The 14,588-nt window shown below is 60.6% G+C and carries 18 protein-coding genes and 1 riboswitch; of the genes, 4 read left to right on the forward strand and 14 right to left on the reverse strand.

Annotation, left to right across the window (positions count from 1 at the left end; translation table 11 throughout):
- The first annotated feature begins 12 nt into the window (after positions 1 to 12).
- The gene (locus OP10G_RS23725; protein WP_025227776.1) at positions 13 to 744 is read left to right on the forward strand and encodes a phytanoyl-CoA dioxygenase family protein; all 732 of its coding nucleotides are present in this window, start codon (positions 13 to 15) and stop codon (positions 742 to 744) included.
- 107 nt (positions 745 to 851) lie between these two features.
- Here the strand turns inward: OP10G_RS23725 and OP10G_RS00905 are convergent, their stop codons facing one another.
- Genes OP10G_RS00905 through OP10G_RS00920 form a run of 4 tightly spaced genes read right to left on the reverse strand, consistent with a single transcriptional unit; the run spans position 852 to position 4,531 of the window.
- A complete protein-coding gene (locus OP10G_RS00905) occupies positions 852 to 1,361 on the reverse strand; it encodes a methylated-DNA--[protein]-cysteine S-methyltransferase (RefSeq protein WP_025227775.1) in 510 nt (169 codons plus the stop codon).
- A 2-nt stretch (positions 1,362 to 1,363) separates the two neighbouring features.
- Complete coding sequence (locus OP10G_RS00910) at positions 1,364 to 2,788, reverse strand: DNA-3-methyladenine glycosylase 2 family protein (RefSeq protein WP_025227774.1); 1,425 nt, start codon at positions 2,786 to 2,788, stop codon at positions 1,364 to 1,366.
- Between the two features lie 60 nt (positions 2,789 to 2,848).
- Positions 2,849 to 3,598: a hypothetical protein gene (locus OP10G_RS00915; protein WP_144240930.1), complete on the reverse strand. Its 750-nt coding sequence runs from the start codon at positions 3,596 to 3,598 to the stop codon at positions 2,849 to 2,851.
- Between the two features lie 30 nt (positions 3,599 to 3,628).
- A complete protein-coding gene (locus OP10G_RS00920) occupies positions 3,629 to 4,531 on the reverse strand; it encodes a cation diffusion facilitator family transporter (RefSeq protein WP_025227772.1) in 903 nt (300 codons plus the stop codon).
- Positions 4,532 to 4,960: 429 nt separating this feature from the next.
- On the opposite strand from OP10G_RS00920, the gene OP10G_RS00925 reads away from it, so the two are divergent.
- Positions 4,961 to 5,893, forward strand: coding sequence for a hypothetical protein (locus tag OP10G_RS00925; RefSeq protein WP_144240931.1), 933 nt, complete (start codon positions 4,961 to 4,963; stop codon positions 5,891 to 5,893).
- A gap of 87 nt (positions 5,894 to 5,980) precedes the next feature.
- Here OP10G_RS00925 and rph read toward each other — a convergent pair whose 3' ends face one another.
- The 9 genes from rph to OP10G_RS00970 form a co-directional block, all read right to left on the reverse strand.
- A complete protein-coding gene (gene rph, locus OP10G_RS00930) occupies positions 5,981 to 6,691 on the reverse strand; it encodes a ribonuclease PH (RefSeq protein ID WP_025227770.1) in 711 nt (236 codons plus the stop codon).
- 147 nt (positions 6,692 to 6,838) lie between these two features.
- On the reverse strand, positions 6,839 to 7,462 hold the full coding sequence (locus tag OP10G_RS00935) for a hypothetical protein (protein WP_025227769.1): 624 nt from the start codon (positions 7,460 to 7,462) through the stop codon (positions 6,839 to 6,841).
- 47 nt (positions 7,463 to 7,509) lie between these two features.
- Entirely contained in the window at positions 7,510 to 8,949 is a 1,440-nt protein-coding gene (locus OP10G_RS00940) for a hemolysin family protein (RefSeq protein ID WP_025227768.1), read from the reverse strand.
- Positions 8,946 to 9,668 carry a diacylglycerol kinase gene (locus tag OP10G_RS00945; RefSeq protein WP_025227767.1) on the reverse strand — a complete coding sequence of 241 codons (723 nt, stop codon included), beginning with the start codon at positions 9,666 to 9,668 and terminating at the stop codon, positions 8,946 to 8,948. Before OP10G_RS00945 ends, OP10G_RS00940 begins: the two co-directional genes overlap by 4 nt.
- A complete protein-coding gene (gene ybeY, locus OP10G_RS00950; RefSeq protein WP_025227766.1) occupies positions 9,665 to 10,138 on the reverse strand; it encodes an rRNA maturation RNase YbeY in 474 nt (157 codons plus the stop codon). Before ybeY ends, OP10G_RS00945 begins: the two co-directional genes overlap by 4 nt.
- Positions 10,139 to 10,319: 181 nt before the next feature.
- Positions 10,320 to 10,490: a 30S ribosomal protein S21 gene (gene rpsU, locus OP10G_RS25550; protein ID WP_084178749.1), complete on the reverse strand. Its 171-nt coding sequence runs from the start codon at positions 10,488 to 10,490 to the stop codon at positions 10,320 to 10,322.
- A 139-nt stretch (positions 10,491 to 10,629) separates the two neighbouring features.
- A complete protein-coding gene (locus OP10G_RS00960; protein WP_025227764.1) occupies positions 10,630 to 11,028 on the reverse strand; it encodes a type II toxin-antitoxin system VapC family toxin in 399 nt (132 codons plus the stop codon).
- Positions 11,018 to 11,254, reverse strand: coding sequence for a type II toxin-antitoxin system Phd/YefM family antitoxin (locus tag OP10G_RS00965; RefSeq protein ID WP_025227763.1), 237 nt, complete (start codon positions 11,252 to 11,254; stop codon positions 11,018 to 11,020). Before OP10G_RS00965 ends, OP10G_RS00960 begins: the two co-directional genes overlap by 11 nt.
- A 64-nt stretch (positions 11,255 to 11,318) precedes the next feature.
- Positions 11,319 to 12,200 carry a ChaN family lipoprotein gene (locus tag OP10G_RS00970; protein ID WP_038472289.1) on the reverse strand — a complete coding sequence of 294 codons (882 nt, stop codon included), beginning with the start codon at positions 12,198 to 12,200 and terminating at the stop codon, positions 11,319 to 11,321.
- 159 nt (positions 12,201 to 12,359) lie between these two features.
- Between OP10G_RS00970 and OP10G_RS00975 the strand changes: the two genes are divergently transcribed.
- On the forward strand, positions 12,360 to 12,656 hold the full coding sequence (locus tag OP10G_RS00975; RefSeq protein ID WP_025227761.1) for a hypothetical protein: 297 nt from the start codon (positions 12,360 to 12,362) through the stop codon (positions 12,654 to 12,656).
- A gap of 217 nt (positions 12,657 to 12,873) precedes the next feature.
- Here the strand turns inward: OP10G_RS00975 and OP10G_RS00980 are convergent, their stop codons facing one another.
- Positions 12,874 to 13,143: a flagellar biosynthesis anti-sigma factor FlgM gene (locus OP10G_RS00980; RefSeq protein WP_025227760.1), complete on the reverse strand. Its 270-nt coding sequence runs from the start codon at positions 13,141 to 13,143 to the stop codon at positions 12,874 to 12,876.
- Positions 13,144 to 13,166: 23 nt separating this feature from the next.
- Positions 13,167 to 13,250, reverse strand: a riboswitch (cyclic di-GMP riboswitch).
- 154 nt (positions 13,251 to 13,404) lie between these two features.
- Here OP10G_RS00980 and OP10G_RS00985 point away from each other — a divergent pair.
- Positions 13,405 to 14,568: a homogentisate 1,2-dioxygenase gene (locus OP10G_RS00985; RefSeq protein ID WP_025227759.1), complete on the forward strand. Its 1,164-nt coding sequence runs from the start codon at positions 13,405 to 13,407 to the stop codon at positions 14,566 to 14,568.
- The last annotated feature ends 20 nt before the right edge of the window (positions 14,569 to 14,588 follow it).

Genomic DNA, 14,588 nt, shown 5'->3' on the forward strand with positions numbered 1-14,588 from the left:
CGCCTCAACCCCATGATTCCCACCGTCACCCAAACGCAACGTCGCGAAATGGATGAGAACGGCTTCACGCTGTTCGAGAAGGTTTTCACTACCGAGGAGATGGCGGACCTCGCGGAGGCGGTCGAGGAATTCGAGCAGCGGATGCACGAAGAGCTCGTCGCGCATGGCGATTCGGGCATCTCCCGGGCGGGTGAAATCACCTTTACCGACCATATCGCGGAGCGGGACGAGCGGGTACGCGCTTTCGTATCGCGTCCGGAGTTCGTAGCGCTGACGACGGCGTTTCTCGGCCCCGATACCGATCTTTACTGGAACCAAACGGTCTTCAAGCACCCGGAAGGGGAGCGGGAGTTCCCGTGGCACCAAGACGACGCTTACACTCCGGTGGTGCCGGCGCCCTATCTCACGCTTTGGCTTGCGATCAACGACGCGACCGAAGAGAACGGGTGCATCTCCGTGCTGCCGGGTTCGCACTTGGGCGGTCTTCGCCCCCACGAGCAGAGCCCGATCGGGCTGGTGGGATATCCGAACGACGCGCCGGACCAAGGCGTGCTCGTGCCGGTCGCTGCCGGAAGTATCGCCTGCTTCTGGTCGCTGACTCTTCATCGGAGCGGGCCGAACCGGTCGAAGGGAATCCGCAAAGCGTACGTGATCCAGTACGCGCCGAAGGACCTCCGGTATGCGGCGAGCGGGGAGATTATTCCGGGGCTGATGCCGATCGCCCGAGGCGGGCAACCGGCGTAAGGTGGCATGGGCTTCCGGCCCATGTGTCCCAAGGGCATCTTGCCCTTGGCCCTTTTCACACGACCCATACGGTCGTGGGGTTCATCGGCTGGAAGCCCGTGCCACGTTCAAAGCTCGAATGCCGGCTGCTCCTTTCCCACCGGTACCCCTTCGTGCCTCAACAACCACTCCTTGGTCGGAAGGCCGCCGGCGTAGCCGGTTAGGGTTCCGTTGGAGCCAATCACTCGGTGGCAGGGGACGATGATGCCGATCGGGTTGGTGGCGTTGGCGCGGCCGACCGCGCGGGAGGCGTTGGGGACGCCGAGCTGCGCGGCGAGTTGGCCGTACGAGCGGGTTTCGCCGAACGGAATCTCCATCAAGGCCTCCCAGACCCGGTGCTGGAATTCCGAGCCGGCGGCACCCAAGGGCAGGTCGAACGTGCGCCGCTTTCCCTCGAAGTACTCCGAAAGCTGGGTTTTCGCGGGTGCCAACCGCTTGGGATCACGCTCGGCGCCGGGATGACGCGAAAGCCACTTAGAACCCTGGCCGGTGTAAAGATGCGTCAGCTCCCCCGCCTCGTTGGCGATGAGCAGCAGCTCGCCGATCGGGGTCGAAAGGGTGTCGTAGTAGGTCGCCATGGTTAGTCACTCTTATGCAACGTCTGCCAAAGGTGGTAGCACGCGTAGCTTCGGTACGGCCGGAACGGCTCGAGGAGTCGGAGCGTCTCCTCCGGTCCCGGCCTTGCAACGTCGAAGAATCTGCCGAGCGCCGTCGTGATACCGGTATCGCCGACGGGAACGCAATCGGGGGAGCCGAGGGCTCGCATCATCAGATAATTCGCTGCCCAGGGTCCGATTCCGCGCTGGGCGAGCAGCGTCTTCTCAATCTCGGATCGAGGGGCGCGGGAGAGGGTTTCGAGATCGAGCCGACCTTCCACTACCGACTGCGCCGCGCCTACCAAATACTCGGCCTTGCGACGCGAGTATTGCAGTGGGACGAACTCCTCTAATTCTCTTGTTGCCAGCCATTCCGCGGTCGGAGGGGCGAACATCCCCGCGCCGACTGGGATCGCCATCTTTTCCGACAATCGGCGGCGAAGGGCGAAGGCGAACGGCAGATTTACCTGCTGCCCCACAATGCACCAGACCAACGCGTCGAACGGGGTCGGGGTGAGCGGAATCCGCATTCCTTCCCTTCCCTCGATCAGGCGCCCATAGCCGAGCCCGCGCACATGCTCTTCGAACGCGCGCGGGTCCTGCTCCAGCCCAAGTAACCGCGAGACCTGGTGGTGGACGGCAAAGACGTCGACGGGCCGGTCCGCGTCGATACAAACCCGCATCGATTGCCCCGACACGCTTAGAGAGATTCGGCACGGGACCTCACCAGCCCACACGGACAGATCTACCCCCTCGTCGGTCAACCGCTCGGTCAAGGAGTTCGGATCGCGGCCCAGATAATGAAAGAGCGGCGTCGGCGCAAAGTCGTCCGGGAGCTCCACCGCGAAGTCGGTTCGGCCGGCAAGCCTCTGATAGGCCGCGGGCGGCATCCCGGTCCGGCGGCCGAAATTCTCGTAATACGCCGAACTCGATTCGAACCCAACCTCTTGACCGACAGCTCCGACCTCCCCGCCTGACTGGAGCAGTCGACGGGCCTGCCGCACGCGCGCAGAGGTAAGTAACGCTCCCGGCGTCGACTGATATTGGTTTCGAACTGCCGTGAAGAAGACGCTGGGACTCATCACCGCCTCCCGCGCCAGGTCCTCTATGCCCCTGAACCGCCCCGGAGACTCCCACATCGTAGCCAGCACCGCGGCGAGGCGGTCACGGTCGGCGTCGATTCCCTGTGCCCAATCGTCCGGGCGGCATTTCTTGCATGCCCGCAAACCGGCCTCGCGGGCCGCCTCGATAGAATCGTAAAAACGCACGTTTTCCGGCTTGGGCCGCCGGGCTCGGCAGGAAGGGAGGCAGTAGATCCCGGTACTGTGCACGCCGACGATGAACCGGCCGTTGAAGGCCGGATCGCTCGCGGCCATCCGGTCCAACATCACCTCGCGCGTCAGCCTCATACGTAGAGGTTAGCGCGTGAGCGGCTTGCAATTCTTCCGGGATCCTACGAAGTAATCGGTCTATTTCAGCTTCATCGTAAGGGAGGTGTGGTTCTTCATCGTTTGACCGCTGAAGGCCGTGACACTGTCCATCGTCATCTGAGAATCGGTCGTCATGCCCGTCGCAACTTCCAGGGTCATCGTCCCTTTGCTATTCATGACCGTGTTGATCTTCTGCCCGTTCATATTCATCGTCATCGTTCCGGTCGACGAGACTTCGATCTTGGCCGACTTACCGGAATGTCCAAGGCTCAGCAGCCGGAACTTCATCGGGATCTTTCCACCCATCTTCATCGCGCTGGCCGCGCCCATGCCGGGCAATTGGGAAAAATCGATCGAGGTGCCCCACGTCTGGCCCACCCGGATTGGATGGTTGGGAAACCGTATCCCTTGAAATCCCATCGTGCCTACCGAGCCGCTCATCCCCTTGGGATTACCGAACGAGTCCATCGTCATCCGAACCGGCTTCATGGAATTCATTCTCTTCTCCATGTTCGGAATTGCGGCCGCCATGGGGCCTCCAGCGGGCGCCTTAATCTTCGCGTTCGACATGCGAGTCTCTAGCGTCGTAAGATCTCCCTTCCGGGAGACCGCCTTGATATCGATGTCCATGGAGGAGGTGTAGCCCTGCGAGCCCATGGCCCCCATCTCCATCTTCATGCTCTGGACCATCCGATATCGATACGGATGATTGAGAAGGGGCTGATACCTAAGCCTGACCGCTCCCTGTCCGGCGGTCAGTAGTGGCAAAACTAATGTGAGAGCGACCATAACTCATCTTACTACCCAGCAACATTACCGTCATGGGTCTTTGCAACCATCCATCGCCTTGGCTGGGTCGTAGGGATCGATGTGCACCACGGTCTGGGCGGGCAACAGCTCTTCGTTAATCCGCTTCTCGATCCGGTCAGCGAGGCTATGCGCTTGCACCACCGACCAGTCGTTCGGCACAACCACGTGGACATCGACGAAGTGAAAGCTTCCCGAGTGCCTGGCTCGGAGCCGGTGGTAGCTGAGGACACCGGGCTCGGCGCACAAGATCGTATGAACCGCTTCGAGCTCGTCTTCCGGCAGGCTCTTGTCCACGAGCTCGTCGAACGCGATTTTCAGCATTTTCCACGCGCCGAAGGCGATCCACGCGGCCAACGCGAGGGCGAAGGCGGAGTCGATCCAAACCAAGTGGGTTAGCCGCGTTAGGACGAGGGCGGATAACACGCCGACGCTGGTCCAAAAATCGACCATCAGGTGTTGGCCGTTCGACCGGAGGGCCACGCTTTGAGTCTCCTGTCCCACCTTCGATACGTAGTGGCCAATGATCAGACTGCTTACCGCGCTCGCGGCCATGACCCAAAGTCCGATGCCGAGGTTCTGAACCGGATGATGGACGACCAAGCGTTGGATCGCCTCGAACACGATATAGCCAACGATGGCGAGAAGCAATATCGATTCGCCGAAGCCGGCCATGCTCTCCATCTTCCCGTGGCCATACGGATGGTCGTGGTCGGGCGGCGCCGCCGCCGCACGCACCGAGACGAGCGCGATACCGGAAGCGACGACGTCGGTGGCCGAGTGGACGCTCTCGGAAAGCAAGCTCACCGATCCGGTCATTACCGCGGCTACGATTTTCAGAAGCGTAAGGGCGACGTTGTAGCCGAAGGACCACATCGCAGCCGTCCGCTTCCGTTGCTCTGCCAACACTCGCATGCGACCGGATTTAACCCGGTGGACGGCTCGGAATTGGGGGTTTGGAAGCCGCGCATACGCATGTCGGCGCGGACTTAAACCTGTAGCGTCGGCTAATTTCCGGGTTGTAAAGGCTCGTTCTTCGACTCGGCCGGCGGGAACGGGCGGCGAGATGCAACGAGCCGCTCTCGGTAGTCGTTAAAGGTGCAGATCGACCGAAGACCGAGAACCTGGGCGACCGTTACGGCCGTCTCCCAGGAAGCGGGATTCACTTTTCCGTCACGGCATCGTGCGGAATCATCGTCGAATCGTGGACAGTCGCGGCACAGCACGTCTCAAACCTCTGTAGGATGTATTGCCATGTTGGGGATCGCTACACTCCTGCTCTTCGCACAAGTACCGCCCAAGGTAGACGTTCCTACACTGGAATATTACCAGGAGCAATTCGTGGTGAGAACCCCTAGTAAGGTTCTGTACGTGCCGCTTCGTCCGCCGAAGCCGGAGGCCAAGCGGTCCGTGGCGTTTCGCCGCAACGACGACTATGCGGTGTGGGACGAACGCGGGCTGACCATCCGACACGGCGACCGAACGCGGACGTCCCTGCTCGACGACCTTCCTGTCTCTCCTCGCCTTTTTTCTCACGAGCAGATCTTACGCACGGTCGAAATGGTCAATTCCGGCGAACGGAGTAAGAACGCAGCCGGACTATCGGGAGCGATTCGAATCGGGCGCGACGCTTACTTTCTTGTCCGCTGGGAGGATTCGAAACGGCGACCCTGGATGGAGGCGCTCGTCCGGGTGCCGCTTTCCGGCAAAGCGCTTTGGCCAGAGGTGGTGGGAAAGTTCGAGGGGATGTCGTTGGCTTACAAACCGATCGACGACCGCTTGATCCCGCTTGGAGAGGACATCGCGGTGGTCACTCGAAAGCCCGGCGCTTGGGGGGTTGCTACCTTCAACCCGAAATCGAAGCAGTTCGACTTCCATGGCATGGGGGACGACCTGCTTTCGTACATGTCGACGGGGCGCAAAAGCGCGGTCTATGTCGAGAAGACCGCCTTCGGCCCACTTCAGGCGGGACAAGTCGATTTGGGGACAGGGCAGAGGAGTCCGGTCTTCGAGGCACGCGCCAATGTCCGATTCCTGGATACCGAACATCCGCTGTTCGTCGTTTCCTCTACGCCAGGCAGCGCGCGCGTTCACAACGTGGAAACCGGCGCCGAGTGGAGTATCCCGCCGAACAGCGGCATCGCCCGGGCTGGAGCCAACCTCCTCGTCTGGACCCCCGCCGATGCTCCCAAGACCGCCACACTCTATCGGACGGATCGGTGGGGGGTGGTGGCGAGGTGGGGGGAAAAGGGAGAGGCGTTGGGCGTTGGGCGCTAGGCGTTGGGTGTTAACCACGACCTAGGTTTGTCCTGCTACCTAGGCTCTATCCCAACGCCCAACGCCCAACGCCCAACGCCCAATGCCTCACAGCTCAAGCACTCTCTTCTGCTCCGCAATCAACTCGTTAACTCCTTTCTGGGCGAGCTTCAGCATTCGGCCCAGTGTGTCGATGGCGAAGGGCTCTTGTTCGGCGGTGCCTTGAATTTCCACGAAGCGGCCGCTTTCGGTCATGACGATGTTCATGTCGGTGTGGGCGGTGGAGTCTTCGTCGTAGTTCAGGTCGAGCAGCTCTTGCCCGCCCTTGACGCCCACCGAGATCGCGGCGACGGCTTCGCGGAGCGGGTTTCGCTTGAGCATCCGGTTGCGCAGCATGTATTGGACGGCGTCGTACGAGGCCACGTAGGCGGCGGTGATGGCGGCGCAACGGGTGCCACCGTCGGCGCGAATGGCATCGCAGTCGAGGGTGATCGTCTTTTCACCCATTGCTTCCAAATCGAACACCGACCGCATGCAGCGGCCGATTAGGCGCTGAATCTCCATGCTTCGGCCATTAGGCTTCATCAAATCGCGCTGATTCCGCTGGCGGCCGGACCGGGGCAACATCGAATACTCGGCGGTAACCCAACCACTTCCCTTCCCCTTCATAAAGGGGGGCACCCGCTCCTCGACGGTGGCGGTGACGAGCATGTGGGTGTCGCCGATTTTAATGAAACAAGAACCTTCGGCGAACTTGGCAAAGCCTCGCTCCATCGTCACAGGTCGTAATTGGTCAGGCTGGCGCCCATCGGTTCGCATCGCAAGAGGGTACCTCCGGCTTGGCGCGGTCACTCACTGGGTTCGGGGCCTAAAAGATATCGATCCGACTTCGGGGCGAAAACGTATCAGTTGGTGAAAATGGCACACGAACATCGAGGATGCCGAGGCTTCTTCGAAGTTTGGCCTCTAAACCTTCGACCGCACGTACGGCTTTGCTTTCTCTAAGCGATAGCTGAACGTCAGGGAGGGGAGCGGAACGCTCTCAAGTTTCTCGGTGATCTTTGTTCCGTCGGTTCGTACTTCGCGCTTGATGGCGGAACCCAATACGAAAGGCAGCACCTGCCCCTCTTTGAGGCGAAAAGTTGTCGACCACTTGCTTCCGGCGCCTTCGACCTCGCAGAAAAACGTGCACGTATTGTCGTCGTTGAGGCGAGGGGAAAGCACCACATTCGTCCCCGTCGCATCTTCGCTCATCCGCCACTTCTGCCCCGATCGAAGAGAGGTCGTAAGATCGTAGCCGAACCGATCCGCCGGCGAGTCGACATGGATCTTCAACTGCATCGTCGGCTTAAGGACGTCGACCAACTTCACGAAATACCGAACCTGAGTGACCTCGTCTGCCGAACCTTTCACGCGAACTATCCAATTCGCATCGTCGGCCTGGACGACCGAGGGATCAGGCAGTAGAGCCGGCCGCCCTTCGGCTCCCTGGATCATCGCGACGATACGGCTAGGCCGAAGGAACCGGACCGGGATCTCGAACTGTATGGAAGCGTGGGCAAAGACGGCGGCGCAGGCAAGCGACAACATAAGATTCTCCGCCGGGTAGACGGCTTAATGTCGAAATAATGTTCAATCTATTCGCCGACTTCTTCCAAGAACGAAGGTGACTCGATCGGCTCGATCCGGAGCTTTAAGATACGGCGGCCATCCGTCTCCAAAACGAGAAACCGGTATCCCTCGCTCTGGATCGATTCGCCCGGCTTGGGCTGCCGGCCGAAGAGGCCGAAGACGTAGCCGCCGACCGTGTCGAACTCCTCGCTCTCAAACGACGAGCCGATCTCTTCGTTCACATCGTCGAGGTGGGTCTTTCCCTCGGCTACGAAGCCGCCGGTATCGGACTCGACAGGCTCCGGTTCCTCCGTGTCGTACTCGTCGACGATATCGCCAACGAGCTCCTCGACAATGTCTTCGATCGTCACGATTCCCGCGGTGCCGCCGAACTCGTCTTGCACCACTGCCATCTGGCTTCGGCCTTGCCGCATCTCGCGGAGCAGCTCGTGCAAGTTCTTCCCTTCCGGAACGAAGAGGGCGGGGCGCATGATGTCTCGGATCGAGATAGGATCGTCGCCAACCATTCGCATGAGAATGTCCTTGGCGTGGACGATGCCCACGATCTGGTCGTCGGTCTCTTCGTAGAGCGGAATACGCGAGTGGCCGGACTCCTGCATCACGCGCACGAGGTCGGCCGGGTCGCTCTTGATCGGCATCGCGTCCATATCTACGCGGGGGGTCATGATCTCGCGGGCGACCGTGTCGGTGAATTCGAAGACCGAGTTTAGTAGCTTCTTCTCGTCGATCTCGATCTCGCCCGACTCTTGGGCCGACTCGACGATCGTTCGGATCTCCTCTTCCGCCTGGTTCGGCATGGTGAACGACGCTCGCCCGCCGAAGGTTCGAGTGACGAGATTTGCGACTCCGACGAGCAGCGAGGCGGGTACCGAGAAGACGACGGCGGCCGCCCGGATCAGCCGGTACAGGCGCAAGCCGGTTCGGTGCGGGTGAAGGGAGGCGAAACTCTTGGGTACGAGCTCTCCAACTACGAGGTTAACGAGAGAAACCGGGATCGCGACGAACACCAGGTTCATCAGGAAATGGCCGATCTCGACGGAGCCGCTACGATTGGGCCCGAGGTCGAAGGAGGCGGCGAGCAGGACGATGGCGAGGGCGATGATCACCCTGGCGATGCGGCTGGCGAGGGTGCAGGCGGTGGCGTATCGCTGCTTGTTGTCGACGAGATCTTGGAGCCGCTCGCGGTTTGCGCGGTCCTCTTCCTTGACGTGTTTTACGTGGATGGCTCGCAGTAGGTCGACGGCCGTTTCGGCCGCCACAAAAAGGGCGTTTAGGAAGATTACGGCGACGATCAGAGCGATGAACGCGGATCCGCTCACCGGTATCGGCTCATTGGCGGCAAGGCTTAGCTGGGCGCCGCCGCGTTCGCCGAGGAACCACATCGCGGTGAGCGCGCTCGCCATGAGGCCGACGACTCCGTAGCCAATGTTTAAGCGCGGCTTCATCGCGGCACCAGCCCGAAGACGACCAGGGCTAGGATCACGCCGACCGCCGCGCCAAGGGTCAGCTCAAAGATCGTATGGAATTTCGCTTCGAAGCGGCTTTGGGCGATGATCGCCGCGAGAAGCAGTCCGATCCCCGCGGCCACCGCGTTGTCGGTGACGAAGACGATGCTGGTAGCGAAGAAGAACCCGAACGCCGCGTGACCGCTCACAAGACCGCCCTGGAGGACTTGGCCGCGCGTTCCGATTCCTTTGCCCACAACCACCACCACGAAGAGCAGGAGCCCTCCTAAAATGAGCCGAGGAACCACCCCGAGGAAGCCGAAACCTTCCGACGTGAGGCTTAATTTGAGCGTTTCCCATCGGCTCTCCCCAAGCATCATGAGGCTGCCCACGACGAGTGCGATGATGGTGGTGATGAGCACGGCGCCGGCCGCGATGTCCTTCGCAAACTTGGCCAATGGGTTGTAACTGGGGGAGACGAGGTCTACCGTCGCCTCGATGGCGGAATTGAACATCTCGGCAACGAGGACCAGCGAGATCGTGAAGAGCAGGACCAGCATCTCGCGCAGCCCAAGGTTGACCATGATCCCGAGCAGGATTACGATAAGGACCACGTAAAGGTGGAACCGCATGTGCCGCTGGGTCTTGAAGGTGAAGATGATCCCGCTCATCGCCACCTTGAACGGCTTGACGATATCGACCTTGCTCTTTAGCCTCACGCCGGATCTCCGTGGAGGATGGACGACCACTCTTCGTCGGGTGCGAGGCCGGCGGCGACGGCGGCGCGGTTCATTTCCCGCACCATGTTCGCCCGATCCTGTTCGTCTTCGTCGTCAAACCCGGCCAGGTGAAGCGCACCATGGATCGCGAGATAGCCGAGCTCTTGCTCGAGACTGACTCCGCGCGCACGCGCCTGACGCTCGGCGTAGGGGATGGAGATGGCGACATCGCCAAGCGGGTCCGGTTCCCCCGAAGGGAAGGTGAGGACGTCCGTAGGCTCGTCGACGCCGCGAAAGGAGCGGTTCAGCTCCTGGATCCGGTCGTCGGTGGTCAGCAGAAGGCAGACCTCGCCGTGGTCGAGGCCGTGTTGCTGGAGGGTAACCCCGACGGCATGCTGCAGGAGTTCGGGGCGAATGCCAACCGATAACTCATTCAAAACCGTGACGAGGCGGCTACTGGGGGGTTCCATAGAGGGCGGCGGAAGAGGCGCTTCGCGTAGTTATCGGGAAACGCGCGGCCCCAAGAAGGCGGGGCAGCCGCAAATATGGGCGAGGGTGCTCCGGCACCCTCGGTCGTTGGTCCGAATATTTTTCGGAAGGTCGGAGCGAATCATCGAAAGAAAAGACCGTCGAACGGCCAAAAACGATGCGCTATTGCCGGCTGGCGCGACGTCGCTTCATGCGGCGACGCTTCTCGCTCGGCTTTTCGTAATGCGCATGCTCCTTCAGCTCGCGCAGAACTCCGCTCTGCTGCAGCTTCATATTGAAGCGCTTCAGCGCACTATCTATCGACTCATTCGACTGGACGGTAACGTAAATCAAACTCTCTCGTGGCCTCCGAAGCCGTTAGTATGGCAGATTTCCCGCCGCTTTATATCCGGAAGCCCCCTCCTCGTCGATGTTCGTGCGATGAGGAGGGGGTTGGGGGTGGAGAAATCCACCTAAACGGACCGTCCCCGGTTCACCACAGCACCGGCGCTCCATATTCGCGAAGGACTGGGTCCGGACTCACGATCGTTAACCCTTCCGCTAGTGCTTGAGCGATTAACATGCGATCAAATGGATCGCGATGGATCATTGGAAGCCGGTACAGGGTGCCCACGTGACCGAGGGTAATGGCCAAGAAATCGGTCTTGATTTTGTCCGCATATCGAATCGCGATACGGTCGATATCGTCTGGTAGAAAAAGCTTTCCGAGCCCGTGCTTGATCTGCATCTCCCAAAGCGAAGCGACGCTCACGTACAAGGGCGCCGATGGCTCCGCGAGGGCAATCTTGGCTTCCGGACTTACTTTTGCGTAATTCTCGTTTGCCCAAAGAAAGACGTTGGTGTCCAGTAAATAGCCGCCGCTATTCACCATGCCAATCCTTCAACTCTTCTTCGTTAAGCGGGGCAAACGCTTCGTCGGGGATATTAAGCTCGCCTTCGAAGGCGCCGAATACGCGACCTTGCTTCGCCTCGATCGCAGGCTTGATTTCAGCGATCGGCTTATTGTGGCGGGTGACCACGACGGTCTCCCCTTCCTCAACTCGGCGAAGCAATTCCGAGAAATGCGCCTTAGCTTCGTGTACGCTCAGCTTCGTCATCTCGCTATTATGACCTAATTTTTCTAAAAATGACCTGTTTCAATAATGGGCTTTCCCATCATCTTTAACCCTGCGTCCGAGGCGGCGGGGAGACGTAGACGAAGTCGCCGATTCCATTGGAGACTTCGACTGGGACGGCGGACTCCGTCATTACGACGTTCAGGCCGTCACCCGCCTTCCGGCGCTCGATTCGACGGTTGATCCCTTGGCCGTACATCACGTGCCCGGATCCGGCGATGACTACGAAGACGGTTTTCCGGTCCGGCTTGTGGGCGGCGAGGTAGCGGATCGCGGTGTCCGCCATCCCTTCGTCCCAAAGGACCTGGGCCGAGTACATGTTCTCCATCGACGGTCCGACGTTGGAGTGGCCGCCCATCAGGCTATCAAACACCTGCCGGTGCTCGGAGATATCCAGCTTCATGTCGTCTGGGAGCTGCCCTTTGGCTTCCGCTGGCAACCCGGCAAAGCCGCCCTTACCCACCGAGCGCACCCAGTCGCGCGGAACGTTGAGTCCGACCAGGGGAATTCGGAATTTCCTTACGACGTCGAACACCGGGCGGTAATAGGAGAAGTCGAATCCCCATTGCTTCTTCCAGTCGCTCTGTTCGAGAAAGGCGGTCTCGTCCATCTGCCCGAAGCTGTCTAGCACCGACTGTTTGGGCCGCTGGTACATCTCGAGTCCGACGACCACGTGCCGACCACGTCGGGCTAGGGCATCGACGACCGCCGCCTCAAGGATCTGGCAGGGGGCCGTCGCATGCTGCTCCCCCAGGAAGACGAACCGCTTGCCGTCCGCCGCCTTCGCGATGTCGTCCGCCGTGGCGGCCGCGCCCGTCCGCATGTCGGCCAGCCGACCTGCGGCGATCGTCGTCTTTCCTGGCCGTCCGATGGGCAGCGTAAGAGGTGAGGGGTCCTGACGAACAAACAAAAGGGCAGCCGCGAGCATGCAACCAGAATACAGTAAGTGGCGCCGGCTTCCAGCCGGTGAGCTAGCCCGGCAGGATGCCGGGGGGACACTTGAGAAGATGCCGCCTGGGAAGGCGGCACTACCACGATTTCTGCGGCAATTCGACCGGCGCGCTCGTCTCTACCCGAAAGGAGCACGATGGGCGAGATAGCAGGAAATCTTTGGGAGTACAACCTTTGCCGGGTGGTGATCATCGACGTGAGCGACGATTACCGTTTGATGCAGCCGCCGATGCCCTCGGACTTTTATCCGGTGCTGCGCGAGATATGGCTCCCTCGCCACCACTTGGTTCAGAAGCTGCCGGATGAGCCGCTGGTGAACGGATACCTCTACGACTGGCACGAAAACCCAAGCGGCGAGGGGGGAATGTGGTACGTCGGCGTCGTGCAAGCCGAGCTCGCGGAGCGGTTGCTTTCGGAAATACCTGACGTGTAGGTTCGTTCAGCGGACCGGCGGGGGTCGAGCACGGCTACGAGGTTGGGGCGGCACACGTAGGTGCCGGCTACACGGCTACGAAGTAGCGGAGTGGAAGTACACCTGGCGGTTACGCGGCTTCGCCGCAGGGGAGGCCGGCCTGGAGACCAGCGGTCCTACGCACAGAAAGGCGCGAAGGAGCCTTCACGCCTTTCTTACCCCCGGTCAGACGCCGGGTTTAACGAATCCGGTCGGCGATTGCTCGCCGTACCATCCCATCAACGATATCTTCGGCCGAGGGGTTGTAGGTGCCTGCCTCAATCTTGGCTCGGAGTTCCGCGATCATCGCTTCCCTATCCGACATCCCCGCTATCTCGTCCGTAAGCTTCTCCACGAGCGCATGGTCCTCCTCGCGAACGCGCGTTTCGCCGATCTCCACGATCTCCTCGACGATATTCGCCGGGGTCGTGCTTCTAATCTTCTGTACTTCGGTGTCTGAAATCCGCATGATCTTTTTCCTGCGCGTTCCAGACAGGCAACCCGGCTCTCTCGGCTCCTGACCGAGATCCTTGGCTTTGCGTGGTAGGGGTCACCCCCATCGTGCCATTTTTCTGTCGTAGGCCCTTCCTGAACCTTTCGCTAAATATCATATCGGCGGGCTCGTCACGCTCTTCAGGGCTTTTTTATCAAAATACCAATTCCCGGTCACAGATTTCCGGGACACCGCTATCCCCAGTAAAATAGCGCCAATAACCGCCAGGAGGCAACGATGCCAAGGTATGTCCGTCTCGGGGAACTTCCCCACAAGCATCACACGCAATTTCGCCAGTCGAACGGCTCTCTCTACACGGAGCAACTCTTCTCCACTCGTGGGTTCAGCGGGCCGATGTCGACGATGTATCACATCAACCAGCCCACCGAAGTCTCGGGTTGGGAAGACAAAGGCTCGGTCGCTCCGCGCTACCTGGACGATGAACCCCTAAGGCACCGGCACCTTAAAACCGCGCGTATGAAGCCGCACGGGGATTTCGTCAGCGGGCGGATCACCTTGATGGGAAACCAAGACGTAACCTGGTCGCAGGCGCTGGTCGCAGATCAGTTTCAGGGATTCTACAAGAACGCGGACGGGGACGAGTGCCTTTTCATACACGACGGGGAGGGGACGATGGAGTCGATGTTCGGCACGATCGACTTCCATCCCGGCGACTACCTGGTGATCCCGCGAGGGACGATCTTCCGTTTGAATTTCAACTCGTTCCCGGTTCGGATGATAGCCGTCGTCTCGTTCGGGCCGATCGAAATCCCGCGTCGATACCGGAACGAATTCGGCCAGTTGCTGGAGCACGCCCCCTACAGCGAGCGGGACATCCGCCCGCCGAGCGAACTGATCACTCATGACAGCCGGAAACCAAACGACGTCCTAATCCGCGCCAGGAACCGGCACACGCTCTACCACTATCCGTACCATCCGTTCGACGTGATCGGCTGGGACGGGTACGTCTTCCCGTTCGCGTTCAGCATTCACGATTTCTCACCCATCACCGGCAAGCTCCACATGCCGCCGCCGATCCACCAGACATTCCAAGGGAACGGGTTCGTGGTCTGCTCGTTCTGCCCCCGGATGCTCGATTACCACCCGCACGCGATCGCGGTGCCTTACGCGCACTCCAACGTCGACAGCGACGAGGTCCTCTACTACTGCAACGACAAATTCGGCTCGCGCAAAGGGATCGAAGAGGGCTCGATCACCCTCCACCCGCTGGGGATTCCCCATGGACCGCAGCCGGGCGCGGTCGAGGCGTCGCTCGGGGCAACCAAGACAGAGGAGCTGGCCGTGATGGTCGACACGTTCCATCCGTTCAAGCTGACCAAGGACGCCTTGGAGATCGAGGACCCGGATTACTGGAAGAGCTGGCAAACCAAGACCACCTAGCTCCGAAAGCCCCCTCCTCG

This window comes from Fimbriimonas ginsengisoli Gsoil 348 (genome assembly GCF_000724625.1).
Taxonomy (GTDB): domain Bacteria; phylum Armatimonadota; class Fimbriimonadia; order Fimbriimonadales; family Fimbriimonadaceae; genus Fimbriimonas; species Fimbriimonas ginsengisoli.